The 23,715-nt window shown below is 70.3% G+C and carries 23 protein-coding genes; 16 read left to right on the top strand and 7 right to left on the bottom strand.

The window, feature by feature from the left end; genetic code table 11:
* Window positions 1-12: 12 nt before the first annotated feature.
* A complete protein-coding gene (gene bcsG, locus HWY45_RS17450) occupies window positions 13-1,575 on the top strand; it encodes a cellulose biosynthesis protein BcsG (protein WP_059885585.1) in 1,563 nt (520 codons plus the stop codon).
* On the top strand, window positions 1,557-1,748 hold the full coding sequence (locus HWY45_RS17445) for a hypothetical protein (RefSeq protein WP_059567047.1): 192 nt from the start codon (window positions 1,557-1,559) through the stop codon (window positions 1,746-1,748). Before bcsG ends, HWY45_RS17445 begins: the two co-directional genes overlap by 19 nt.
* 108 nt (window positions 1,749-1,856) lie before the next feature.
* On the opposite strand, the gene HWY45_RS17440 is transcribed toward HWY45_RS17445, so the two are convergent.
* Window positions 1,857-3,443: an acid phosphatase gene (locus HWY45_RS17440; RefSeq protein ID WP_059885587.1), complete on the bottom strand. Its 1,587-nt coding sequence runs from the start codon at window positions 3,441-3,443 to the stop codon at window positions 1,857-1,859.
* A gap of 230 nt (window positions 3,444-3,673) precedes the next feature.
* On the opposite strand from HWY45_RS17440, the gene HWY45_RS17435 reads away from it, so the two are divergent.
* From HWY45_RS17435 to HWY45_RS17425, 3 genes are all read left to right on the top strand, one after another.
* Window positions 3,674-5,023, top strand: a complete 1,350-nt coding sequence (locus tag HWY45_RS17435) for a cytochrome-c peroxidase (protein ID WP_059885589.1) — start codon at window positions 3,674-3,676, stop codon at window positions 5,021-5,023.
* Window positions 5,024-5,138: 115 nt separating this feature from the next.
* Window positions 5,139-5,525: a hypothetical protein gene (locus HWY45_RS17430; protein ID WP_059567053.1), complete on the top strand. Its 387-nt coding sequence runs from the start codon at window positions 5,139-5,141 to the stop codon at window positions 5,523-5,525.
* Between the two features lie 11 nt (window positions 5,526-5,536).
* Complete coding sequence (locus HWY45_RS17425) at window positions 5,537-6,007, top strand: NUDIX hydrolase (protein WP_059805625.1); 471 nt, start codon at window positions 5,537-5,539, stop codon at window positions 6,005-6,007.
* A 70-nt stretch (window positions 6,008-6,077) separates the two neighbouring features.
* Here the strand turns inward: HWY45_RS17425 and HWY45_RS17420 are convergent, their stop codons facing one another.
* Entirely contained in the window at window positions 6,078-7,787 is a 1,710-nt protein-coding gene (locus HWY45_RS17420; protein WP_059567059.1) for a glutamine--tRNA ligase/YqeY domain fusion protein, read from the bottom strand.
* A gap of 251 nt (window positions 7,788-8,038) precedes the next feature.
* Between HWY45_RS17420 and HWY45_RS17415 the strand changes: the two genes are divergently transcribed.
* Together HWY45_RS17415 and HWY45_RS17410 are read left to right on the top strand one after the other, a co-directional pair.
* Window positions 8,039-8,248 carry an ornithine acetyltransferase gene (locus HWY45_RS17415; protein ID WP_059567061.1) on the top strand — a complete coding sequence of 70 codons (210 nt, stop codon included), beginning with the start codon at window positions 8,039-8,041 and terminating at the stop codon, window positions 8,246-8,248.
* 134 nt (window positions 8,249-8,382) lie between these two features.
* Window positions 8,383-8,946 (top strand): RBBP9/YdeN family alpha/beta hydrolase, encoded by a 564-nt coding sequence (locus HWY45_RS17410; protein ID WP_059885591.1) that lies wholly within the window; start codon window positions 8,383-8,385, stop codon window positions 8,944-8,946.
* Window positions 8,947-8,961: 15 nt separating this feature from the next.
* On the opposite strand, the gene HWY45_RS17405 is transcribed toward HWY45_RS17410, so the two are convergent.
* Window positions 8,962-10,182 (bottom strand): CaiB/BaiF CoA transferase family protein, encoded by a 1,221-nt coding sequence (locus HWY45_RS17405; protein ID WP_059567066.1) that lies wholly within the window; start codon window positions 10,180-10,182, stop codon window positions 8,962-8,964.
* A 248-nt stretch (window positions 10,183-10,430) separates the two neighbouring features.
* Between HWY45_RS17405 and alaS the strand changes: the two genes are divergently transcribed.
* Window positions 10,431-13,055 carry an alanine--tRNA ligase gene (alaS, locus tag HWY45_RS17400; protein WP_059567068.1) on the top strand — a complete coding sequence of 875 codons (2,625 nt, stop codon included), beginning with the start codon at window positions 10,431-10,433 and terminating at the stop codon, window positions 13,053-13,055.
* 143 nt (window positions 13,056-13,198) lie between these two features.
* On the opposite strand, the gene HWY45_RS17395 is transcribed toward alaS, so the two are convergent.
* The gene (locus HWY45_RS17395; protein ID WP_059567070.1) at window positions 13,199-14,110 is read right to left on the bottom strand and encodes a LysR family transcriptional regulator; all 912 of its coding nucleotides are present in this window, start codon (window positions 14,108-14,110) and stop codon (window positions 13,199-13,201) included.
* A 109-nt stretch (window positions 14,111-14,219) separates the two neighbouring features.
* Here HWY45_RS17395 and HWY45_RS17390 point away from each other — a divergent pair, with 109 nt between their 5' ends.
* The 8 genes from HWY45_RS17390 (at window position 14,220) to HWY45_RS17355 (ending at window position 21,284) form a co-directional block, all read left to right on the top strand.
* Window positions 14,220-15,482, top strand: coding sequence for a YbfB/YjiJ family MFS transporter (locus HWY45_RS17390; RefSeq protein WP_059885592.1), 1,263 nt, complete (start codon window positions 14,220-14,222; stop codon window positions 15,480-15,482).
* A gap of 142 nt (window positions 15,483-15,624) precedes the next feature.
* Window positions 15,625-16,161, top strand: coding sequence for an NUDIX domain-containing protein (locus HWY45_RS17385; RefSeq protein ID WP_059567075.1), 537 nt, complete (start codon window positions 15,625-15,627; stop codon window positions 16,159-16,161).
* A gap of 76 nt (window positions 16,162-16,237) precedes the next feature.
* The gene (locus tag HWY45_RS17380) at window positions 16,238-16,675 is read left to right on the top strand and encodes an acyl-CoA thioesterase (protein ID WP_059567077.1); all 438 of its coding nucleotides are present in this window, start codon (window positions 16,238-16,240) and stop codon (window positions 16,673-16,675) included.
* Between the two features lie 11 nt (window positions 16,676-16,686).
* The gene (locus tag HWY45_RS17375; RefSeq protein ID WP_059885594.1) at window positions 16,687-17,622 is read left to right on the top strand and encodes a branched-chain amino acid ABC transporter permease; all 936 of its coding nucleotides are present in this window, start codon (window positions 16,687-16,689) and stop codon (window positions 17,620-17,622) included.
* Window positions 17,615-18,835: a branched-chain amino acid ABC transporter permease gene (locus tag HWY45_RS17370; protein ID WP_060046136.1), complete on the top strand. Its 1,221-nt coding sequence runs from the start codon at window positions 17,615-17,617 to the stop codon at window positions 18,833-18,835. The genes HWY45_RS17375 and HWY45_RS17370 overlap by 8 nt, the downstream gene beginning before the upstream one ends.
* Window positions 18,832-19,584: an ABC transporter ATP-binding protein gene (locus HWY45_RS17365; protein WP_059885598.1), complete on the top strand. Its 753-nt coding sequence runs from the start codon at window positions 18,832-18,834 to the stop codon at window positions 19,582-19,584. The genes HWY45_RS17370 and HWY45_RS17365 overlap by 4 nt, the downstream gene beginning before the upstream one ends.
* On the top strand, window positions 19,581-20,285 hold the full coding sequence (locus HWY45_RS17360; RefSeq protein ID WP_059885600.1) for an ABC transporter ATP-binding protein: 705 nt from the start codon (window positions 19,581-19,583) through the stop codon (window positions 20,283-20,285). The genes HWY45_RS17365 and HWY45_RS17360 overlap by 4 nt, the downstream gene beginning before the upstream one ends.
* Before the next feature lie 252 nt (window positions 20,286-20,537).
* Complete coding sequence (locus tag HWY45_RS17355) at window positions 20,538-21,284, top strand: glucose 1-dehydrogenase (protein WP_059885602.1); 747 nt, start codon at window positions 20,538-20,540, stop codon at window positions 21,282-21,284.
* Between the two features lie 70 nt (window positions 21,285-21,354).
* Here the strand turns inward: HWY45_RS17355 and HWY45_RS17350 are convergent, their stop codons facing one another.
* The 3 genes from HWY45_RS17350 to iolE form a co-directional block, all read right to left on the bottom strand.
* Window positions 21,355-21,846, bottom strand: coding sequence for a heme-degrading domain-containing protein (locus HWY45_RS17350; protein ID WP_059885604.1), 492 nt, complete (start codon window positions 21,844-21,846; stop codon window positions 21,355-21,357).
* 79 nt (window positions 21,847-21,925) lie between these two features.
* Window positions 21,926-22,744 (bottom strand): 5-deoxy-glucuronate isomerase, encoded by an 819-nt coding sequence (gene iolB / locus HWY45_RS17345; RefSeq protein ID WP_059885606.1) that lies wholly within the window; start codon window positions 22,742-22,744, stop codon window positions 21,926-21,928.
* 32 nt (window positions 22,745-22,776) lie between these two features.
* On the bottom strand, window positions 22,777-23,706 hold the full coding sequence (gene iolE / locus HWY45_RS17340; RefSeq protein WP_059885608.1) for a myo-inosose-2 dehydratase: 930 nt from the start codon (window positions 23,704-23,706) through the stop codon (window positions 22,777-22,779).
* Window positions 23,707-23,715: the final 9 nt, after the last annotated feature.

The raw sequence follows: 23,715 nt of genomic DNA, 5'->3' as shown, positions 1-23,715 counted from the left end.
GGAGTTGTTTCGATGACGTTCTGGAATCTGTATTTCATCCTGAAGTTCGCGCTGTTCGCGACGGGCAAGCTGCAGCCGATCTGGCTCGCGAACCTCGCGCTCGCCGTCGCGCTTGCCGCGAGCGCGCGCGTGCGGCGGCGCGGCTGGCGCATCGTGCGCCATCTCGCGGGGCTCGCGCTCGCCGTGCCGCTGCTCGCGCGCGAAGCGCACGCGCCGCCGCTCGCGCGGCTCGCCGACGCGCTGCGCGAGATGAGCACGTTCCGCTTCGACTACTGGATGGAGATCCTGCCGCGCGTGCTGCCGCCGATGCTGCTGCTGACGGTGGCCGGCGTGCTGATCGTCTACTTCGTCGTGAACCGCTGGCTGCGCGTGGCGACCTTCGTGCTGGTCGCGCTCGTCGTGCTGCCGGTGTGGCAGGCCGGCAGCGGGGTGGTCGCGCGCATCGCGGCGAATGCGCAGGCGCAATCGCAGGCGGGCGGCGACGGCGCGGCGCGTGCCGGCCAGCCGGAGGACCACAACGCCGCGCTCGCCGCGTTCCGCGCGCAGGAGTCGCAGCGGCAGGTCGCGTTCGGCCGGCTCGGCAACGATCCGGCGACGCAGTTCGACGTGATCGTGCTGCATGTGTGCTCGCTCGCGTGGGACGACCTCGACGCGGCGAAGGTGCGCAACCATCCGATGCTGAGCCACTTCGACTACCTGTTCACGAACTTCAGCTCGGCCGCGAGCTACAGCGGCCCGGCCGCGATCCGCGTGCTGCGCGCGAGCTGCGGGCAGGAGGCGCACGCCGACCTGTACCAGACCGCGCCGCAGCAGTGCTACCTGTTCTCGCAGCTCGCGCGCGCGGGCTACACCGCGCAGTCGCTGCTGAACCACGACGGCCACTTCGACAACTTCCTGCAGGTGATCCACGACAACCTCGGCGTGCCCAATGCGCCGCTGGTGTCGAACGACGCCGCGCCGGTCGCGATGCACGCGTTCGACGGCTCGGCGATCAAGGACGACTACGCGACGCTCGCGAACTGGTACACGCAGCGCGCGTCGGTGCCGGGCCCGGTCGCGCTGTACTACAACACGATCAGCATGCACGACGGCAACCGCGTGGTCGGCAGCGCGCTGACGAGCATCGACTCGTATCCGCAGCGCGCGACCCGGCTGATGAACGACGTCGACCGGCTGGCCGACCTGATCGCGTCGTCGGGCCGGCGCGCGGTGATCGTGTTCGTGCCGGAGCACGGCGCGGCGCTGCGCGGCGACAAGAACCAGGTGGCCGGGCTGCGCGAGATCCCGACGCCGCGCGTCGTGAACGTGCCGGTGGGCGTGCGGCTCGTCGGCTTCTCCGGCAACCACGGCACGACGACCGTGATCGACCAGCCGTCGAGCTTCCTCGCGCTCGCGCAGCTGCTGTCGAACCTCGTATCGAACAGCCCGTTCAAGCCGGGCGTGACGCTCGCGCAATATGCGGCCGATCTGCCGCGCACGCGGATGGTCGGCGAGAACGAGGGCACGGTGATGATTCAGACGGCCGCGGGCTACGCGGTCAAGACTCCGGATGGCGTATGGATCGACGAAAAGTAATTTCATCCGACGGCGGCGATCGCCTGTCGCAACCCAACGACGTGATCGGGCTCGCGCACCATCTGCCGGCGCTCGATCCGGATCGCTACGTCGACGAGCAGGCGCGCCGCGCGTATGTCGACGCGCTCGAGCGGTGGCCGGTGCTTGCGAAGCTGATGGGGTTGAAGGCGTAGCGGCGCGCGCAGTGCGCCGTGCAAACAGCAAAGGGCGGCCGAGGCCGCCCTTGTTGCGTGCGCAACGGATCCGGCACGACCGGCGGCGCGCGCCGGCCGTGCGGCCCGTTACAGGTTCGGCGACAGCTGCAGCGCGTTCGTCAGGTCGCCCATCGGCTGCGCGCCGTTCGTCTTCAGCGCGTCGTCGCGCTGCTGCAGGCCCGCGAGGCGCGGCAGCGAATAGCGGCGGGTGATGAAGCGCAGGATCGAGCCCGTGTCGTACTGCGTGTGATCGACGAAGCCCTTCTTCGCGAACGGCGACACGATCAGCGCCGGAATGCGCGTGCCCGGGCCCCAGCGATCGCCGCTCGGCGGCGCGGCGTGATCCCAGAAGCCGCCGTTTTCGTCGTAGGTGACGACCACGACCATGTTCTTCCATTGCGGGCTCGCCTGCAGGTGCGCGATCACGTCGGCGATGTGCTGGTCGCCCGACGTCACGTCCGTGTAGCCCGGGTGCTCGTTCAGGTTGCCCTGCGGCTTGTAGAACGCGACCTGCGGCAGCGTGCCGGCGTCGATCGCCTTGATGAACTCGGCGCCGTTCGCGCCGCCGTCGAGCAAGTGCTGCGCGCGGCTCGCGCTGCCCGGCGCCTGGTTCGCGAAGTAGTTGAACGGCTGGTGGTGCGGCTGGAAATTCGGCGTCGACAGGTCCGCGCCGTAGATCACGTTCGACGTGTTGTTCTGGCTCGCCTGCAGCGCCTGGCCCCACGCGCCGCCGTACCACGCCCACGACACGTTCGCGTTGGTCAGCAGGTCGCCGATGTTGGTCGCCGTCTGCGGCGGCATCGTCGACGCGTTGGCCGGATCGGCGAGCAGCGGGTCGCCGCCCGTGGCCGCCTTGTTGCCGCTCGGCTGGTACGGCGGCTGCATCGTGTTGACCGCGTAGAAGTCCGGCGTGAGCGCGCCGTCGTTGACGAACTTCGGCGGGCCGCTCAACGCGGACGCCGGCGAGTTCGTCGCGACCTTCAGCGACTTGCCGTCCGCGTTCAGCACCGCGATCTTGCCCGCCGCCGGGCTCGTGTTCGCGTTCGCGTAGAGCGGCGCGCACGCGCAGATCAGGTACTGGTGGTTCAGGAACGAGCCGCCGAACGCGCCCATGAAGAAGTTGTCGGCGAGCACGTACTGCTGCGCGATCTTCCACAGCGGCAGCTTGGACGGATCGGCCGCGTAGCGGCCCATCGTCAGGCCGCCCGCGTCGGTCCACGCGGCGTACATGTCGTTCTTGCCGCCGTTGATCTGCATCTGGTCCTGGTAGAAGCGGTGCACGATGTCCCGCGTCGCGATGCTCATCGACTGGTTGAACCCGTTCGGGTCGTCGATCGCGAACGGCGCGTTCGGCAGGTTCGCCGTCATCGCTTCCGTCACGGCCGGCGTGATGCCGGTCGCGGTGAGGCCGCCCCAGATCTTCGGCAGCGTCGCCATCGTCGAGCCGTCGCGATCCTTCTGCACCGAGTTCGCGGCCGTCACGTTCTGGATGCCGTTCGCGCCCGGGAAGCTGCCGTACAGGTTGTCGAAGCTGCGGTTTTCCGCGTAGATCACGACCACGTTCTTGACGGACGACAGGCCCTGCTGCGTGACGTCGTCGCCGCCGCAGGCGGTCAGGCTGAGTGCTGCCGCGAGGGCAATCGGCGTGTAGCGAATCCAGGCGTGCTTCTTCATGCGTCGTTCTCTCTCTTTGTCGTCGCGTGTGGGAACAGGGTGGCGATGGAACCGGCGCGGGCGGTTCGAACCGCGGCCGTCTTGCGCCGAAAGCTGCGCGCATTATCTGGAACCGATTTGACAGGCGGGTGTAGGGGCGCTTTCAATTCACTGTCGATGGATCGTCACGCAACGGTCACGCAACTGACATAAGCTCCGGCCGGTTTCCCACCGCTACAAGAAGAACGACGATGCACAGCAACCCGAAGCCCTTCGCGTCCGCGCGATCGTTGATCCATGCCGCGGCGGCGCTCGCGCTGGCCGCCGGGCTCGCGGCGCTCGCCGGCTGCGATGCGCGGCCCGGCGCGAGCGCGCAGGTCGTGCCGGCCGCGCAGGCGGCGCCGCCTGCGAGCGCCGCGCCCGCGGTGGCGGCGGCCAGCCAGCCGCAGACGCGCGCGCAGGTGTTCGAGGGCGTGAAGCAGATGACGGCGCTCGGCAAGCAGTTGTTCTTCGATCCGTCGCTGTCGGGCTCCGGCAAGCTCGCGTGCGCGTCGTGCCACAGCGCCGAGCACGCGTTCGGGCCGCCGAATGCGCTGGACGTGCAGCTCGGCGGCGACGACATGCATCGCCCCGGGTTCCGCGCGGTGCCGTCGCTGAAATACCTGCGCGGCATTCCGCCGTTCAGCGAGCACTTTCACGATTCGCCGGACGAAGGCGACGAGAGCGTCGACGCGGGGCCGACGGGCGGCCTCACGTGGGACGGCCGCGTCGACACGCGCGACGCGCAGGCGCGCATTCCGCTGACGTCGCCGTTCGAGATGAGCAGCTCGCCGGCCAAGGTCGCGCGCGCGGTGCGCGCGGCGCCGTATGCGGACGCGTTCCGCCACGCGTTCGGCGACGCCGTGCTGGCCGACGACAAGGCGACCTTCGACGCGGTGCTGCGCGCGCTCGACGCGTTCCAGCAGCAGCCGGCGCTGTTCGATCCGTACACGAGCAAGTACGACGCGTACCTGGCCGGCAAGGCGCAATTGACGCCCGCCGAGCTGCGCGGGCTGAAGCTGTTCAACGACGAGCAGAAGGGCAACTGCGCGAGCTGCCACCTGAGCCAGCGCACGCTCGAAGGCGGCCCGCCGCAGTTCAGCGATTTCGGGCTGATCGCGATCGGCGTGCCGCGCAACCGCGCGCTGCCGGTGAACCGCGACCCGCGTTTCCACGATCTCGGCGCGTGCGGGCCGGAGCGCACCGACCTGAAGGGCCGCGACGGATTCTGCGGGCTGTTCCGCACGCCGTCGCTGCGCAACGTCGCGACGCGCAAGACCTTCTTCCACAACGGCGTGTACCACACGCTCGAGGACGTGATGCGCTTCTACGTCGAGCGCGACATCCATCCGGAGAAGTTCTATCCGGTCGTGCACGGCAAGGTGCAGAAGTTCGACGACCTGCCGCAGCGCTACTGGACCAACATCAACCGCGAGCCGCCGTTCGACCGCAAGCCGGGCGACCGGCCGGCGCTGAACGCGGCGGAGATCAGGGACGTGATCGCGTTCCTGGGCACGCTGACCGACGGCTATCAGGCGACGCCGACGCAGGCGGGCCGCTGAGCGGCGCGCAGGGTGGAGGGCGCGGGGCGGAGGGCGCATGCTATCCTCGCTGGCTGACGCGCGGGGCGACGAGGGTCGCGCCGCGCGGTTTTATCGATCAGCCAAGGAGAACAACATGTCGATGCGTGCATCCCTTTCCCTCGTCGCGCGACTGCTGGCCGGCGCCGCGTGTGCCGCCGCGATGCTGCCCGCCCATGCGCAGAACAACCTGAACTTCCTGACCGACACGCCGCTCAGCTACTTCAGCAAAGCCGACCGCGCGTCGCTGTCGAAGGCCGTTGCGCAGGTGCGCGACGAAGGCAAGGACGGCGAGGCCACGACGTGGCAGAGCAGCGGCAGGGGCACGCAGATCGACGCGAAGCTCACGCCGTCCACGTCCGAGACCGACGGCAAGACCTGCCGTGAAATCGCCGCCGAAATTTCCGCGAAGGGCCAGACGATGACGCTCAAGCCCGTCTACTGCAAGACCGCCGCGGGCAAGTGGCAGCTGCAGAAGCGCTGAGCACGCGTGCGATGAAGCAGGGCGGCGCGCCGCGCACGGTGTCGTGCGGCGTCGTGATCCTCGACGGGGCCGGGCGCGTGTTTCTCGCGCATGCGACCGACACGACGCACTGGGACATCCCGAAAGGGCAGGGCGAGCCGGGCGAATCGCCGCTGCAGGCCGCGCTGCGCGAACTGCTCGAGGAAACGGGCATCGCGTTCGCGCCCGGGCGGCTCGTCGATCTCGGCCGCTTCGTGTATCGCCACGACAAGGATCTGCACCTGTTCGCGGTGCGCGTCGCGGACGACGAAGTGGATCCCGCCCGGTGCGTGTGCACGTCGCTGTTCCCGAGCCGGCGCGACGGGACGATGATTCCCGAGATGGATGCGTATCGATGGACCGAACCCGGCGACATCGACACGTTCGCGAGCCGCAGCCTCGCGCGGCTGTTCCGCACGATTTTGCCGCTCGCGGATTTGCATCGGCGGCTGCCGCGCGCGTGAGCGCGGTGGCAGGAAAAGAAAAAACCCGGCTTTCGAGCCGGGTTTTTTTGTCATCGCACGCCAGGCGCCGTCAGGCCGGCTTGCCCCAGCTGTCGCGCAGCCCGACGATCCGGTTGAACACGGGCTTGCCCGGCTTCGAATCGACGCGGTCGGCCACGAAGTAGCCGTGACGCTCGAACTGCAGGCGGGTTTCCGGCGCGACGTCGCCGGCGCCCGGCTCCACGTACGCGTGCGTGATCTTCTTCGAATCGGGGTTCAGCGCGTCGAGGAAGTTCGCGCCGCCCGCGTCCGGATGCGGCTCCTTGAACAGGCGATCGTAGATCCGCACTTCGGCCGGCTGCGCGTGCTTCGCGCTGACCCAGTGGATGTTGCCCTTCACCTTGTAGTTGTTCGCGCCTTCGGTGCCCGACTTGCTGTCCGGGAAGTAGTTGCAGTGCACGGCCGTCACGTTGCCGTCCGCATCCTTGTCGAAGCCCGTGCATTCGATCACGTAGCCGTAGCGCAGGCGCACCTTGTTGCCCGGGAACAGGCGGAAATAGCCCTTCGGCGGATTCTCGACGAAATCCTCGCGCTCGATCCACAGCTCGCGCGAGATCGGGAACGTGCGCACGCCGCGGTCGGGGTGGTGCGGGTGCACGGGCGCCGTGCACGCTTCCTCGAGGTCTTCCGGATAGTTGTCGATCACGAGCTTCAGCGGGTCGAGCACCGCGACCGAGCGCGGCGCCTTGTCGTCGAGGTCGTCGCGCAGCGCGCCTTCGAACACGCTCATGTCGATCCACGAATCGACCTTGGTCACGCCGATCCGCTCGCAGAACAGCTGGATGCTCTCCGGCGTGAAGCCGCGGCGGCGCACGCCGACGATGGTCGGCATCCGCGGGTCGTCCCAGCCGTCGACGTGGCCTTCGGTGACGAGCTGCAGCAGCTTGCGCTTGCTGGTGATCGCGTAGGTGAGGTTCAGCCGCGAGAATTCGATCTGTTGCGGCAGCGGCCGGGTGAACTCGCCGGCGTCGGCCAGCTCGTTGAGCACCCAGTCGTACAGCGGGCGGTGATCCTCGAACTCGAGCGTGCACAGCGAATGCGTGATGCCTTCGAGCGCATCCGAGATGCAGTGCGTGTAGTCGTACATCGGATACACGCACCACGCGTCGCCGGTGCGGTAGTGGTGCGCGAAGCGGATCCGGTAGATCACCGGGTCGCGCATGTTCATGTTCGGCGAAGCCATGTCGATCTTCGCGCGCAGCACATGCTCGCCTTCCTTGAACTCGCCGGCCTTCATCCGGCGGAACAGGTCGAGGTTTTCCTCGGGCGAACGGTCGCGGAACGGCGACGGCTTGCCGCCTTCGGTCAGCGAGCCGCGGTTCGCGCGCATTTCCTCCGCGCTCTGGCTGTCGACGTACGCCTTGCCGCGCTTGATCAGCAGTTCGGCGAATTCATAGAGCTTGTCGTAGTAGTCGCTGGCGAAGTACTGGTGGTCGACCGCGTCCTTGCGCCAGTCGAAGCCGAGCCAGCGCACCGAATCGACGATCGAATCGACGTACTCGATGCTTTCCTTTTCCGGGTTGGTGTCGTCGAAGCGCAGGTGGCACACGCCGCCGTAGTCGCGGGCGACGCTGAAGTTCAGGCAGATGCTCTTCGCGTGGCCGATGTGCAGATAGCCGTTCGGCTCGGGCGGGAAGCGCGTCTCGACGCGGCCGCCCCATTTGCCGGTGCGGTTGTCGTCGTCGATGATGTTGCGGATGAAGTTGGAAGCCGCGGGGGCGTCGTTGCGTTCGGTGCTCATGCGGAATGGTCAGGTTTGGTCGGCGCGCGCCGCGCCGGTTTAATCCTGCAATTCTACCTGAGCGGGGTCCGGCCCGGGCGGCTCGCGCGGCGGCGGCGCGCCGGAATCGCACCGGATGCAATATCTCGAGGGTGTGTCTGCTGTAACACGACGTAAATCGGATTGCTGCCGGCATTCGATGCTTTCTATGATGGGTCACTCATTTGAAAGCCGTCGTGCACGTTCCGCGCGACGGGAGGACGCCAACAATCATGAAGAAGCAGACCATCTTTCTCGTTCGCACCGCGGTAATCGTCGCGGCGCTGTCGCAACTCGGCGCGTGCGCGATGACGCACACGCAGCGCAATGCCGGCATCGGCGCGGCCGCCGGCGGCGCGCTCGGCTACCTGATCACGGGCGGCCCGGTCGGCACGGTCGCGGGCGCCGCGGCAGGCGGCCTGGTCGGCGCCGGCGTGCGCTGACCTCCGGCGGCGGGCAGCCGCCGCATCGCACATCCTTCCGACGATTCCACCATCGACAGGCATCAGGGAGGGAACGGATGTGCGACACTCCGTCGACTGACCACACTCACATCCAAGCGTCGACGGAAACCTGCATGACCCAACCTTCCATCTTCGTGCTGCCGGGCTACGGCAACTCCGGCCCGCTGCACTGGCAAAGCCGCTGGGAACGCGGCGACCCGCGTTTCGTGCGCATCGCGATGCCCGACTGGGATCGCGCGTTCCGCAACGGCTGGTGTCTCGCGCTCGACCGCGCGGTCGACGCGGCGCGCGGCCCGGTGACGTTCGCCGCGCACAGCCTCGGCACGCTGACCGTCGCGTGGTGGGCGACGCGCTATGCGCGTCCGGCCGCGCTCGCGAAGGTCAGCGGCGCGTTGCTCGTTGCATTGCCCGATCCGGCCGGGCCCGCGTTTCCGGCCGACGCGCACGGCTTCGGCCCGGTGCCGCGCGAGCGGCTGCCGTTTCCGACCCGCGTCGTCGCGAGCCGCGACGATCCGTACGGCACGCCGGCATTCGCGCGCGCCTGCGCGGATGCGTGGGGCAGCGATTTCCACGATATCGGCCCGCGCGGCCACATCAACGCGGACAGCGGGCTCGGCGACTGGCCCGCCGCGCGCGCGTGGCTCGACGCGATGGCGGGCGGCCACGCCGGGCGGTAATCGCCCGGCGCGTCGTCAGATCGCCTGCTTCGCCTTCAGCGCCGCGATCCGCGCGTCGTCGTAGCCGAGCAGCTCGCGCAGCACGTCGTCGGTCTGCTCGCCGAGCAGCGGCGGCGCGCTGCGCGCCTCGGGCGGCGTGCGGCTCATCCGGATCGGATTGCGCACGAGCTTCACGTTCGCGCCGCACGGGTGAGGCAGCTCGACCTGCATCCCGCGCGCGACCACCTGCTCGTTCTCGAACACCTCGTCGAGGTCGTTGATCGGCCCGCACGGCACGCCGGCCGCCTCGAGCGCGTCGATCCACGCCTGCTTGCCGCGCGTCTTCACCATCTCCGCGATGATCGGCACCAGCGTCTCGCGGTGGCGCACGCGCGCGGGGTTGGTCGCGAAGCGCTCGTCGTCGGCAAGCTCGGCGCGGCCGCCGGCCTCGACGAACTTGCGGAACTGGCCGTCGTTGCCGACCGCGACGATGATCCAGCCGTCGCTCGTCTGGAACGTCTGGTACGGCACGATGTTCGGATGCGCGTTGCCCCAGCGCACCGGCGGCTTGCCGCTCGCGAGGAAGTTGGTGTTCATGTTCGCGAGCAGCGCGACCTGCACGTCGAGCAGCGCCATGTCGATGTACTGGCCTTCGCCCGTGCGGTCGCGGTGCGCGAGCGCGGCGAGCACCGCGATCGTCGAATAGAGCCCGGTCGCGAGGTCGGAGATCGCGACGCCGGCCTTCTGCGGGCCGCCGCCGGGCTCGCCGTCGCGCTCGCCGGTGATGCTCATGAAGCCGCCGATGCCCTGGATGATGAAGTCGTAGCCCGCGCGGTGCGCGTACGGGCCGGTCTGGCCGAAGCCCGTGACCGAGCAGTAGACGATGTCCGGCTTGACCGCGCGCAGCGCGTCGTAGTCGAGCCCGTACTTCTTCAACTGCCCGGCCTTGTAGTTCTCGAGCACCACGTCGCTCTGCGCGGCGAGCTCGCGCACGATCTGCTGGCCCTCGGGGGTCGCGATGTCGACGGTGACCGAGCGCTTGTTGCGGTTCGCGGCGAGATAGTAAGCGGCCTCGGCGGTATCCGCGCCATTCGCGTCCTTCAGGTAGGGCGGCCCCCAGTGGCGCGTGTCGTCGCCGGCGCCGGGGCGCTCGACCTTGATCACGTCGGCGCCGAAATCGGCAAGCGTCTGCGCGCACCACGGGCCCGCGAGCACGCGGGTCAAGTCCAGCACGCGGATATGGCTCAGGGCACCCATCGTCGATTCGTCTCCTTTTTGGCTTGGCCTTGCCGCGCAAGGCGCGTGGCATGCCGAGCATCTTACGGCGAATCGGCCGCGCCGGTGGCCCCGCGCGGTCGTCCGCGCGAGCGGGCCGCCTGCGCGAGGCGGCCGTCTGGGGCGGCGGTCTGTATCGTATAATCAGCCGTTTACGATCTTTGCCGCCGCGCGTCCGCGAGGACGCGCCGGCGTTTGAAGCCGTCTCAGCCAGACATTCCCCGCACGCCATGAAAGCTGCCGAAATCCGCGAGAAATTCCTCAAATTCTTCGAATCGAAGGGCCACACGATCGTCCGCTCGTCGAGCCTCGTGCCCGGTAACGACCCCACGCTGATGTTCACGAATTCGGGCATGGTCCAGTTCAAGGACGTCTTTCTCGGCACGGACCCGCGCCCGTATTCGCGCGCCACGACGGCGCAGCGCAGCGTGCGCGCGGGCGGCAAGCACAACGACCTCGAGAACGTCGGCTACACGGCGCGCCACCACACGTTCTTCGAGATGCTCGGCAACTTCTCGTTCGGCGACTACTTCAAGCACGACGCGATCAAGTTCGCGTGGGAGCTGCTGACCACGGTCTACCAGCTGCCGAAGGAAAAGCTGTGGGTCACCGTCTACCAGGAAGACGACGAGGCGTACGACATCTGGGCGAAGGAAGTCGGCGTGCCGACCGAGCGGATCATCCGCATCGGCGACAACAAGGGCGCGCGCTACGCGTCCGACAACTTCTGGACGATGGGCGACACGGGCCCGTGCGGCCCGTGCACGGAAATCTTCTACGATCATGGCCCGGACGTGTGGGGTGGCCCGCCGGGGTCGCCTGAAGAAGACGGCGATCGCTACATCGAGATCTGGAACCTCGTGTTCATGCAGTTCAACCGCGACGCGCAGGGCAACATGACGCGCCTGCCGAAGCAGTCGGTCGATACGGGCATGGGCCTCGAGCGTCTCGCCGCGGTGCTGCAGCACGTGCACAGCAACTACGAGATCGACCTGTTCCAGAACCTGATCAAGGCCGCCGCGCGCGTGACCGGGATCAGCGACCTCACCAACAACTCGCTGAAGGTGATCGCCGATCACATCCGCGCATGCTCGTTCCTGATCGTCGACGGCGTGATCCCCGGCAACGAAGGCCGCGGCTACGTGCTGCGCCGCATCGTGCGCCGCGCGATCCGCCACGGCTACAAGCTCGGCCGCAAGGGTTCGTTCTTCCACAAGCTGGTGGCCGACCTCGTCGCCGAGATGGGCGTCGCGTATCCGGAGCTGAAGGAAGCGGAACAGCGCGTGACCGACGTGCTGCGCCAGGAGGAAGAGCGCTTCTTCGAGACGATCGAGCACGGGATGTCGATCCTCGAGGCCGCGCTGGCCGACGTCGAGGCGAAGGGCGGCAAGGTGCTCGACGGCGAACTCGCGTTCAAGCTGCACGATACCTACGGTTTCCCGCTGGACCTCACGGCCGACGTGTGCCGCGAGCGCGGGATGACGGTCGACGAGCCGGCATTCGACGATGCGATGGCGCGCCAGCGCGAGCAGGCACGCGCGGCCGGCAAGTTCAAGGCCGCGCAGGGCCTCGAATACACGGGCGCGAAGACGACCTTCCACGGCTACGAAGAGATCGCGTTCGACGACGCGAAGGTCGTCGCGCTGTACGTCGACGGTTCGTCGGTCAATGAAGTGAAGGCCGGCCAGGATGCGGTCGTCGTGCTCGACCACACGCCGTTCTACGCGGAATCGGGCGGCCAGGTCGGCGACCAGGGCGTGCTCGCGAATGCGTCGACGCGCTTCGCGGTGGCCGACACGCTGAAGGTGCAGGCCGACGTGATCGGCCACCACGGCACGCTCGAACAGGGCACGCTGAAGGTGGGCGACGTGCTGCGCGCCGAGATCGACGCGCACCGCCGCGCGCGCACCCAGCGCAACCACTCGGCCACCCACCTGATGCACAAGGCGCTGCGCGAAGTGCTCGGCGCGCACGTGCAGCAGAAGGGTTCGCTCGTCGATGCGGAAAAAACCCGCTTCGACTTCGCGCACAACGCGCCGCTGACCGACGACGAGATCCGCCGCGTCGAGCAGATCGTCAACGATGAAATCCTCGCGAACGCGCCGGGCATCGTGCGCGTGATGCCGTACGACGAAGCGGTGAAGGGCGGCGCGATGGCGCTGTTCGGCGAGAAGTACGGCGACGAAGTGCGCGTGCTCGATCTCGGTTTCTCGCGCGAATTGTGCGGCGGCACGCACGTGCATCGCACCGGCGACATCGGCCTGTTCAAGATCGTCGTGGAAGGCGGCGTCGCGGCCGGCATCCGCCGCGTCGAGGCGATCACCGGCGACAACGCGGTGCGCTTCGTGCAGGAACTCGATGCGCGCGTGAACGAAGCGGCGGCCGCGCTGAAGGCGCAGCCGTCGGAGCTGACGCAGCGCATCGCGCAGGTGCAGGATCAGGTGAAGTCGCTCGAGAAGGAACTGGCGGCGCTGAAATCGAAGCTCGCGTCGAGCCAGGGCGACGAGCTCGCGCAGCAGGCGGTCGAGATCGCCGGCGTGCACGTGCTGGCCGCGACGCTCGACGGCGCGGACGCGAAGACGCTGCGCGAAACGGTCGACAAGCTGAAGGACAAGCTGAAGAGCGCGGCGATCGTGCTGGCGGCGGTCGAAGGCGGCAAGGTCAGCCTGATCGCGGGCGTCACGGCGGACGCGAGCAAGAAGGTCAAGGCCGGCGAGCTCGTGAACTTCGTCGCGCAGCAGGTGGGCGGCAAGGGCGGCGGCCGTCCGGACATGGCGCAGGCGGGCGGCACCGAGCCGGCGAACCTGCCGGCGGCGCTCGCGGGCGTCAAGGGCTGGGTGGAAGAGCGGCTGTGAGCGTCGTGAGCGGCGCGGCGCCCGAGCGGGCGGCGCGCTGCCTTTGACGGGATCGCACGAGACGGCCCGATCGGCACTAGCCGGTCGGGCCGTCTTGCGTTTACGGCGAGCGGGCAGGGCGAGACGGGCGGTTCCCGGTCGCCTCAGGCCGGCAGCGCCACCCGCGCGCCGGTCGCGCCGGCCGGCCGCGCCGCCTCCTCGAGCGCGTCGCGCAGCGCGGCGAGCGCCGCCGACGCATAGCCTCGCCGCCACGCGAGCAGCGTGTCGATGCCCGCGAGTTCGGGAATCGCATGCGCGGCGACGGTGCCGGTCTCGGGCTGCAGATCGAGCACCGAACGCGGCGCGACCGCGACGCCCGCACCGGCCGCGACGCACGCGACGATCGCATGGTACGAGCCGAGCTCGAGCACGCGGGCCGGCTTCGTCCCGTGCGCCGCATACCATTGCTCGGCGTATTTGCGGTACGAGCAGCCGCGCTCGAACGCGACCAGCGTCGGCAGGATCACGTCGCGCGGCGTGCGCACGGGCGGATGGCCGCGCGGGGTCAGCAGCAGCAGGTCTTCGCGGAACACGGGCACCGTGTCGAGCGTGTCGGGCAGCGCGTCCGGCGTGGGCGGGCGTGCGAACAGCGCCGCGTCGACCTCGAATTCGCGCACCTTCTCGATCAGCCAGCCCGTCGTGCCCGTCACGAGTTCGAGCGACACGTCGGGCCACGCATGGTGATAGCGGGCGAGCACGGCGGGCAGCCGGCTCGCGGCCGTGCTCTCCATCGTGCCGAGCCGCAGCCGGCCGCGCGGCCGGTCCTCGCGCACCGCGTGGCGCGCCTCGTCGGCGAGCGCGAGCAGGCGCTCCGCATACGGCAGCAGCGTCTCGCCGGCCGGCGTCAGCACGAGCCGCCGGCCGTCGCGCACGAACAGCGCCGCGCCCAATTCTTCCTCGAGCTGCTTGATCCGCGTCGTGACGTTCGACTGCACGCGATTGAGTTTCGCCGCCGCGCGCGTCACGCCGTTCTCGCGGACGACGGCCCGGAAAATCGCCAGTGCCGCCAGATCCATGATTCTCTCCAGGTGATGAATGGATTCTTGATTATTCATTTTTCGAGAACGCTTGGTCAAGCTAGGATCGAAGCATTCCAGTCTCCGTTTCGACCGTCGCGCAGCCGCCATGTCACGTTCCGACCCGCATTCCGAAACCCTGTTCGCCGCCGCGCACGTGCGCCCGGCACGCGACGCCGGCCGTCGCGCCCGCACCGCCGCGCTCGCCTGCATGATCGGGCTCGCGGTGGCGCTCGGCGTCGGCCGCTTCGCGTTCACGCCGCTGTTGCCGCTGATGCTCGCCGACGGCTCGATCGGCCTGAAGGCCGGCAGCTGGCTCGCGTCGGCGAACTACGCGGGTTACTTCGTCGGCGCGGTCAGTTGCGCGGCGTTGCGCGTCGCGCCCGCGCGGATGGTCCGCTTCGGGCTCGCGGCGACCGTGCTGCTCACCGCCGCGATGGGCGTCGGCCATCTGCTGCCGGTGTGGCTTGCGGTGCGCTTCGTCGCCGGCGTCGTCAGCGCGTGGACGTTCGTGTTCGTGTCGCAATGGGGGTTGCGTCGGCTTGCCGAGCTCCATGCGCCGCAGTGGAGCGGGGTGATCTATACGGGGCCCGGCGTCGGCATCGTGCTGACGGGGCTGATCGGCAGCGCGCTGGCCGGCCATCCGGCGGCGCCGGGCTGGCTGGGCTTCGCGGCGTTGTCGGCCGTGCTGTCGGCCGTGATCTGGCGCACGTTTGCCGTGACGTCGACGGCGGGCGGGCCGTCGTCCGGCGCCGCGCCGCATGCCGCGGCCGTCGCCCGGCCGGCAGCCGCCACGCACGGCCATCGCGCGGACGCGGCGTGGCTCGTTGTGCTGTACGGGGCGCCGGGCTTCGGCTACATCATCACGGCGACGTTCCTGCCGGTGATCGCGCGCGCCGCGCTGCCGGCCGGCTCGCCGTGGCCCGACCTGTTCTGGCCGATGTTCGGCGCCGCGCTGATCGTCGGCGCGCTGGCGGCCGCGCGGCTGCCGTCGCACTGGGACAATCGCCTGCTGCTGGCCGCCGGCTGCGCGCTGCAGGCGGCCGGGATCGCGCTCGGGATCGTGTGGCCGAGCGCGCCGGGGCTTGCGCTTGGCAGCGCGCTGCTCGGCCTGCCGTTCACCGCGATCACGCTGTTCGCGATGCGCGAGGCGCGGCGCCTGCACGGCGAGCGCGCGGCGGGGCTGATGGGTTATGCGACCGCGTCGTACGGGATCGGGCAGATTGCCGGGCCGCTCGTCGCGGCGCCGCTGGTTGCGCATGCGGGGTCCTTCGTGCCGGCGCTGTGGGTCGCGGCGGCGTCGCTCGCGGTCGGCGCCGCAGGGTTCGTGGTGCAGGCGCGCTGGCCGGGGCGGGCGATGCGCGCCAGCTGACCGGATGCGCGGCGCCATGACGTCGTGCGCAGGGCCGGACCCGCTGCGCGGCGGGCAAACTCGCTAGAATGAGGCCTTTCCCGCGCCGAGCGGGCGCGCGGGCCACCTGCGGGCGGCCGTCCCGCCCGCCTTATTCTTCTCGATGACCACCGCCGACTACCGCTTCTGCCCGCGCTGCGCGCGCCCGCTGACCGAGCGCGCCGACCCCGAACACGAAGGCGGCCGCGTTCGCCTGGCCTGCCCCGACGACGGCTGCGGCTACGTGCACTGGAACAACCCGCTGCCCGTCGTCGCCGCGATCGTCGAACTCGACGGCAAGATCCTGCTCGCGCGCAATGCGGCCTGGCCCGAAGGGATGTTCGCGCTGATCACCGGCTTCCTCGAGAACGGCGAGACGCCCGAGGACGGCATCGCGCGCGAGGTGTTCGAGGAAACGGCGCTGAAGGCCGAGCAGGTCACGCTGGTCGGCGTGTACGAATTCATTCGCAAGAACGAGCTGATCATCGCGTACCACGTACGCGCGTCGGGCACGGTCGCGCTGTCGCCGGAACTGCTCGAATACAAGCTCGTCGATCCGCCGCTGCTGCGCCCGTGGCGCGCCGGCACGGGCGTCGCGCTCGCCGACTGGATGCGCGCGCGCGGCCTCGATTTCCAGTTCGTCGACCGGCCGGGGCAGTGACGGGCCGGCCCGCCCGCCGTCGCGCCGCGCCGCACGGCCGCCGCGTTTCCTCTTCATCGTCCTGAGCACCGCCGCCATGTCCGACAAGCCGCAGCCGCGTTCCCGCGACGCCTACCGTCACTTCCTGCCGATCACGACCCGCTGGATGGACAACGACGTCTACGGGCACGTGAACAACGTCGTCTACTACAGCTACTTCGACACGGTCGTGAACGAATACCTGATCCGCGCCGGCGTGCTCGACATCGAGCATGCGCGGACGATCGGGCTCGTCGTCGAGACACAGTGCAACTACTTCGCGCCGCTCGTGTTTCCGCAGTCGGTCGATGCGGGGCTGCGCGTCGCGAGGCTCGGCACGTCGAGCGTGCGCTACGAGATCGGGCTGTTCGCGCAAGGCGACGCGGCGCCCGCCGCGCAGGGGCATTTCGTGCACGTGTACGTCGACCGCGACACGCGCCGGCCCGTGCCGCTGCCCGATGCGCTGCGTGCGGCGCTCGACCCGCTCGCCGCCTGACGGCACGCGCGGTGCAGGCGTTCGCGATCCAGGCCTTCAACGGCCTCAGCTACGGTTTGCTGCTGTTCATGCTGTCGGCGGGCCTCACGCTGATCTTCAGCGTGCAGGGCGTGCTCAACTTCGCGCATGCGAGCTTCTACATGCTCGGCGCGTATGTCGGCTACAGCATCGCCGCGCGCGCGGGCTTCTGGCCGGCGCTCGTGCTCGCGCCGCTCGCGGTCGGCCTGATGGGCGCGGGCTGCGAACGCTGGCTGCTGCGCCGCGTGCAGGCGCGCGGCCACACGAGCGAGCTGCTGCTGACCTTCGGGCTCGCGTACCTGATCGGCGAGGGCGCGAAGCTCGCCTGGGGCCTTGCGCCGCTGCCCGCGCCGGTGCCGCCGCTGTTCGACGGCGCGCCGGTGACGGTGTTCGGCGTCGCGCTGCCGCGCTACCGGCTGTTCATGATGGCGATGTCGACGGCGATGCTGGTCGCGCTCGCGGTGCTCTTGCGCGCGTCGCGCATCGGGCTCGTCGTGCGCGCGGCGCTGACGCATCGCACCGCGGTCGAAGCGCTCGGCTACGACGTGCCGCGCCTGATGACGGGCCTGTTCGGCGCAGGCACCGCGCTCGCGGCGCTGGCCGGCGTGATCGGCGCGCCGCTCGCGGTGATCGAGCCCGCGCTCGCCGAGACGGTCGGCTCGATCGTGTTCGCGGTCGTGGTGATCGGCGGGCTGGGCTCGCTCGGCGGCGCGTTCGTCGCGTCGCTCGCGGTCGGGTTCGCGCAGACCTTCGCGGCCGCGAGCGACACGTCGCTGCGCGCGCTCGCGCAGTGGGCGGGCGTGCTGCTGCCCGACAGCATGGCCACGGTGACGATCGCGCAACTCGCGCCGCTCGTGCCGTACCTGCTGCTCGTCGCGGTGCTGGTCGCGCGCCCGCGCGGGCTGTTCGGCGAGCGCGCCGATGCGTAGCCGCGCGCATCCGGACGGGCTGCGCTGGGCGCTGTTCGCCGGCTGTCTCGTGCTGCCCGCGTGGCTGTGGCCGCACGGCGCGATGCTCGGCTATCTCGCGCAGACCGCCACGCTCGTCGTGCTCGCGCTGTCGTACAACCTGCAGCTCGGCACCACCGGCCTGCTGTCGTTCGGCCATGCGGCGTTCGCGGGCCTCGGCGCGTTCGCGGCCGCGCACTGGTTCAACCGCTTCGGCGGGCCGCTGCCGCTGCTGCCGCTCGTCGGCGGCATGGCGGGAGCGGCGTTCGGCCTGCTGTTCGGCCTGCTCGCGACGCGCCGCGCGGGCACCGCGTTCGCGATGATCACGCTCGGCCTCGGCGAATGCGTCGCGGCCGCCGCGTGGAGCGTGCCAGGATGGTTCGGCGGCGTCGGCGGCGTGCCGATCGACCGTGCGGCCGGCACGTCGTGGTTCGGCTGGCAGTTCGGCGCGCCGGCGCATGCGTATGCGGTAATCGCCGCCTGGTGCGTGGGCAGCGCGTTCGCGATGCGCGCGCTGACGCGCACGCCGTTCGCGCGTCTCGCGAACGCGGTGCGCGACAACCCGGCGCGGGTCGCCGCGCTCGGCACCGATCCACGCCGCGTGCGGCTCGCGATGGTCGCGTGCGCGTCGTTCTTCGCGGGCGTGGCCGGCACGCTCACGCTGATCGACGTCGAACTCGCGACGCCCGACAGCGTCGCGATGGCCCGCTCGGCGACCGTGCTGATCGCGGCGGTGATCGGCGGCACCGGCTCGTTCTTCGGGCCGGCGGCGGGCGCGGCCGTGCTGACGGCGCTGAGCGTCGCGGTCGCGGGCGTGTCGCGCGCGTGGGCGCTGTATCTGGGCCTGCTGTTCGTCGTCGTCGTGGTGGCCGCGCCGCGCGGGCTCGCGGGCCTCGCGGCCGACATCGCGCATGCGCTGCGGCCCGGCGCGCCGGCGGCCGTGCGGCGGCGCACGCTGTTCGGCTGCGCCGCGAGCCTGTGCTGGTGCGTCGCCGTCGTCTGCGCGGCGGAACTCGGTTATGCGTGGCGCTTCGCGCAGGACGACGGCGCGTCGGCCATGCTCCTCGGCATCGTGCGCGTCGACGGCGGTGCGCCGCTCGGCTGGGCGGCGGCGCTGGCGCTGGCGGGCCTCGGCGCGCTGCTGTGGCGCGGCCGGCGCGCGCTCGCGCGCGACGCGCATGGAGACCCGCGATGAACGGCAACGCAGTCGCCTTGCACGGCATCACGCAGCGCTTCGGCGCGCAGACGGTGCTCGACGGCGTCGAGCTGTGCGTCGCGGCCGGCGAGCGCCATGCGCTGATCGGGCCGAACGGCGCGGGCAAGTCGACGCTGTTCGACGTGATCGCGGGCGCCGTGCGGCCGGCGCGCGGGCGCGTCGTGCTGCATGGCGTCGACCTGCGCGGGCGCGGGCCCGTTGCCGCGAGCCGGCTCGGCGTCGGCCGCAGCTTCCAGCAGACGAGCGCGTTCGCGCGCCTTACCGTCTTCGACAACCTGCGCTGCGCGGCGCTGCATGCGCCAGCGGAGCGGCGGCGCTGGTGGAACCGGCTGCGCGAATCCGCGTCGGTCGACCGCGCGGCCGCGCAGGTGCTGCGCGAGGTGGGCCTCGACGCGTACCGCGACACGCCGGCCGCCGCGCTCGGCTACGCGGAGCAGCGCGCGCTCGATCTCGGCATCGCGCTCGCGAGCGGCGCGCGCACGCTGCTGCTCGACGAGCCGACCGCCGGCATGAGCCGCGCACAGGCCGCGCGGATGGTCGAGCTGATCCGCACGACCACGCAGGGCCGCACGGTGCTGATGATCGAGCACGACATGGATGCGGTGTTCGGCTTCGCGGAGCGGATCACGGTGCTCGTGCGCGGCGCTGTGATCGCGACCGGCGCGCCGGAGGCGATCCGCGCCGATCCGGCGGTGCGCGCGGCCTATCTCGGCGAGGGCTGCGCATGAGCGCGCTGCTCGAGATCCGCGGCCTGCGCGCGTGGTACGGGATGCAGCCCGTGCTCGACGGGGTCGAGCTCGCGCTCGCGCCGGGCGAAACGCTCGCGCTGATCGGCCGCAACGGCGCGGGGCGCTCGACGCTCGCGAAGGCGGTGATGGGGCTCGTGCGCACGGCTGGCTCGGTGCGGATCGCGGGCGTCGAATGCGCGGGCGCGCGCACCTTCGAGATCGCGCGGCGCGGCGTCGCGTACGTGGCCGAGAGCCGCGACGTGTTTGCGCTGCTGAGCGTGCGCGACAACCTGCGTCTCGGCCTGCGCGATGCGGGCGGCGCGCGGGCCGGCGCGGCGCTCGACCGGCTGTTCGCGCGCTTCCCGATGCTCGCCGCGCGTGCGGACGTGAAGGCGGGGCGGCTGTCGGGCGGCGAGCAGCAGGTGCTCGCGCTGGTGCGCGCGCTGGCGGGCGAGCCGCGCATGCTGATCGTCGACGAGCCCGCGGAAGGGCTCGCGCCGCTCGCGGTCGACGAGGTCGGCGCGTGTCTCGCGGCGCTGCAGGCGGACGGCGTCGCGATCGTGCTGATCGAGCAGCGGCTGCAGCTCGCGCCGCGGCTGACCGGGCGGGTCGCGGTGATGGGGCGGGGCAGGATCGTGTACGACGGCGCGCTCGACGGGATCGGCGGGGAGGTCGCCGATACGTGGCTGAGCGCGGGGTGACGGCGGCGGGCGTATTCTTCACCGCCTCGTGCCGCTGGTGCCGCTATCGCGTGTTTCCGGCCGCCACCGCGTCGGGGTCGGGCACCGGATGCGCTTCTTGATCGATTGTTCGGCCGGTCCCGCAACTCAATTCGTCGCAAGCCGCTTTATCGCCGCCGACAAAGCGCCTAGATTTGCACCATCGCCGGCTGCCTGCTTCGCATCGACAGCCGGTCCGACCATGGGTAAGACATCAGACTGAGGATAGAAATCATGAGCAAGCTTTCGGGCAAGGTAGCGATCGTGACGGGCGGCTCCAAGGGCATCGGGGCCGCGATTGCCAAGGCGCTCGCCGCCGAAGGGGCGTCGGTCGTCGTCAACTATGCGAGCAGCAAGGCCGGCGCCGATGCGGTCGTGAGCGCGATCACGGCGGCCGACGGCAAGGCGATCGCTGTCGGCGGCGACGTGACGAAGGCGGCCGACGCGCAGCGCATTATCGACACGGCGATCGAGACCTATGGCCGTCTCGACGTCCTCGTCAACAATTCCGGCGTGTACGAATTCGCGCCGATCGAAGCGATCACCGAGGAACATTTCCGCAAGCAGTTCGACACGAACGTGCTCGGGCTGCTGCTGACGACGCAGGCGGCCGTGAAGCACCTCGGCGAAGGCGCGAGCATCATCAACATCAGCTCGGTGGTGACCAGCATCACGCCGCCGGCCAGCGCGGTGTACAGCGGCACGAAGGGCGCCGTGGACGCCATCACCGGCGTGCTCTCGCTCGAACTCGGCCCGCGCAAGATTCGCGTGAACGCGATCAATCCGGGCATGGTGGTGACCGAAGGCACGCACAGCGCGGGGATCATCGGCTCCGACCTCGAAACGCAGGTGCGCGCCCAGACGCCGCTGGGCCGCCTCGGGCAACCGGACGACATCGCCTCGATCGCGGTGTTTCTCGCGTCGGACGATGCGCGCTGGCTGACCGGCGAGCGCATCGTGGCGAGCGGCGGCCTGCACTGAGCGAAAGGCGTGCCGGCCCGCCGTCGAGCCGGCGCGCAGCACGCCAGGTGAAGGCGCCGACCGGCGGCGGCTACGCGATCCGCAGCATGCCGGCCGCGCCGACGTACCAGCGCAGGCTCTCGACGGCGAGCGCGTGGTTGCGGACCGAATCGAGCCCCGCGATCGTCATCGCGCCGACGAGCCCCGCATGCGCGACGCACAGCGGCACGCCGCCGCCGTCCAGCGCATAGTCGTCGCCGGACAGCCCCTCGGTGTGCAGCGAGCGGCCCGAACGCGCGAAGCTCGCGCCGACTTCGAGCGAGCTCTTGCCGAACCGCAACACCGTGTTCTGCCGGCGGCGGATCGCTTCGCAATCCTCCGCGCCGCTGCCGTCGAGCGCGCAATAAAACAGCGGCCCGCGTGCGGACACCACGCTCACCGCGATCGGCAGCCCGCGGCGCGATGCAAGGTTGACGGCGATGTCGCCGAGCCGGCGCGCGGCGTCGGCGTTGAAGCTCGGCAGCATCGTGCTTGACGCCTGCTGCTCGAATGTCTCGTCCTCGATGCGGAAGAATGGCCTCATCGTTGCCTCCTGTCGCGGCATGTCGCGTCTGCCCGCCCGCCGGCCGCCGTGCGCGCCATGCGCCGACGGCCGCGCGGGCTCAGCCGCCCGCCGGCGGCTCGAGCATCCACTCGTGCGCCGGGTCGTTCTTGAACGCCCATGCGCGGCTCGGCCCGGCCATCACGTTCAGGTAGTACAGGTTGTAGCCGTGCGGCGCGACCACCGGGTGATAGCCGCGCGGCACCATCACGACGTCGTGGTTCTCGACCACGCACGCCTCGTCGAGGCTGCGGTCGTCGGTGTACACGCGCTGGAACGCGAAACCCTGCGGCGGGTCGATCCGGTGATAGTAGGTTTCCTCGAGCACGGTTTCCTCCGGCGCCGCGTCGCGGTCGTGCTTGTGCGGCGGATAGCTGCTCGAATGGCTGGCCGGCGTGATCACCTCGACCACGAGCAGCCGGTCGGCCGCCGGGTTGTCGCCCATCAGGATGTCGCACACGTAGCGCGTGTTGGTGCCCTTGCCGCGCACCATCCGCCGCATGCGCTCGCCGTCGAGCCGATGCACCGCCTTGTCGCCGCTCACGTACGGCGCGGTGCACAGCGCGATTTCGGCGTCGCGCGTCGCGGTGACGGTTACGGTGTGGCCGCCCGGCACGTACAGCGCGTCCGGCGACACGTCCTCGAACACGCTGTCGCGCTTGCCGAGGCCGTCGTAGGTCGCACCGCCGGTTTCCGCGCGCACCGTGCCGGTCAGCACGACCACGCACAGCTCGCGCGTGCCGGTGTCGACGGTCTCGTGCTCGCCGGCCTTCAGGCGCAGCACGCGAAAGCCGACGTGTTTCCAGCCGGCCGATTCAGGCGTGACGTTGCAGATTTCCCGGTCGGGCGATGCCTTGACCAGCAGGGGAGAGATCGTCATGGAAGCGGCTCCGCAAATCGGTGACAGGGGGCTCAGGCGCTCAGCCGGTCGACGATCGCGCGCAGCGTGTCGTAGCCCTTCTTCGCGTACTGGTAGCTCGGCGCGACGGCGGGATCCTGCTCGGCCTCGACCACCAGCCAGCCTTCGTAGCCGGCGTCGCGCAGCGTGCGCAGCGTCGCTTCATAGTCGAGCGCGCCGTCGCCCGGCACGGTGAAGGTGCCGTTGATCACGCCGTTCAGGAAGCTCCAGCCGTCGTTGCGCGCCTGCGTGACCACCTGCGCCCGCACGTCCTTGCAATGCACGTGGACGACGCGCGCGACGTGCTTCTTCAGCAGCGCGACCGGGTCGGACGCGCCGCCGAAGTATGCATGCCCGGTGTCGAACAGCAGGAACACCTTCGCCGGATCGGTGAGCGCCATCAGGCGGTCGACGTCGTCGGGCGATTCGACGTACGCGCCCATGTGGTGGTGATACGCGAGCTTGATGCCGTAGGTGGCGACGAGGTGCGCGCCGAACGCGTTCAGCCGCTCGGCGTAGCGCCGCCATGCGGCGTCGTCGACGAAGCGCGGCCGCTTCGCGACCGGCGTGTCGATGTTGCCCTGGATCGTGCCCGCGCACTCGCCGTAGACCACCACCTTCACGTCGTTGTACTGCAGCTTGGCGAGGTGCGCGTGGCAGCGCTCGATCTCGGCGGCCACCGCGTCCGCGTCGCTCATGCCGGCCGGCACTTCGGCGAGAAAGCCCGAGTACCAGCCGGACACGCACACGAGGCCGTACTCGGCCAGCTTCGCCTTCAGCGCGGGGCCCGTCTTCGGAAACTTGTTGCCGAGCTCGAAGCCGGCATAGCCGATCTCCGCGCCTTCCTTCAGCGCCGTTTCGAGCGGCGTCTCGCCGCCGAGCGACGGCAGGTCGTCGTTCATCCACGACAGGGGATTGATGCCGATGCGTACGTTCCAGCTCATGGGGGGCTT

The organism is Burkholderia stagnalis, assembly GCF_902830275.1.
Classification (GTDB): Bacteria; Pseudomonadota; Gammaproteobacteria; order Burkholderiales; family Burkholderiaceae; genus Burkholderia; species Burkholderia stagnalis.
This window is presented reverse-complemented; position numbering and strand designations above follow the sequence as displayed.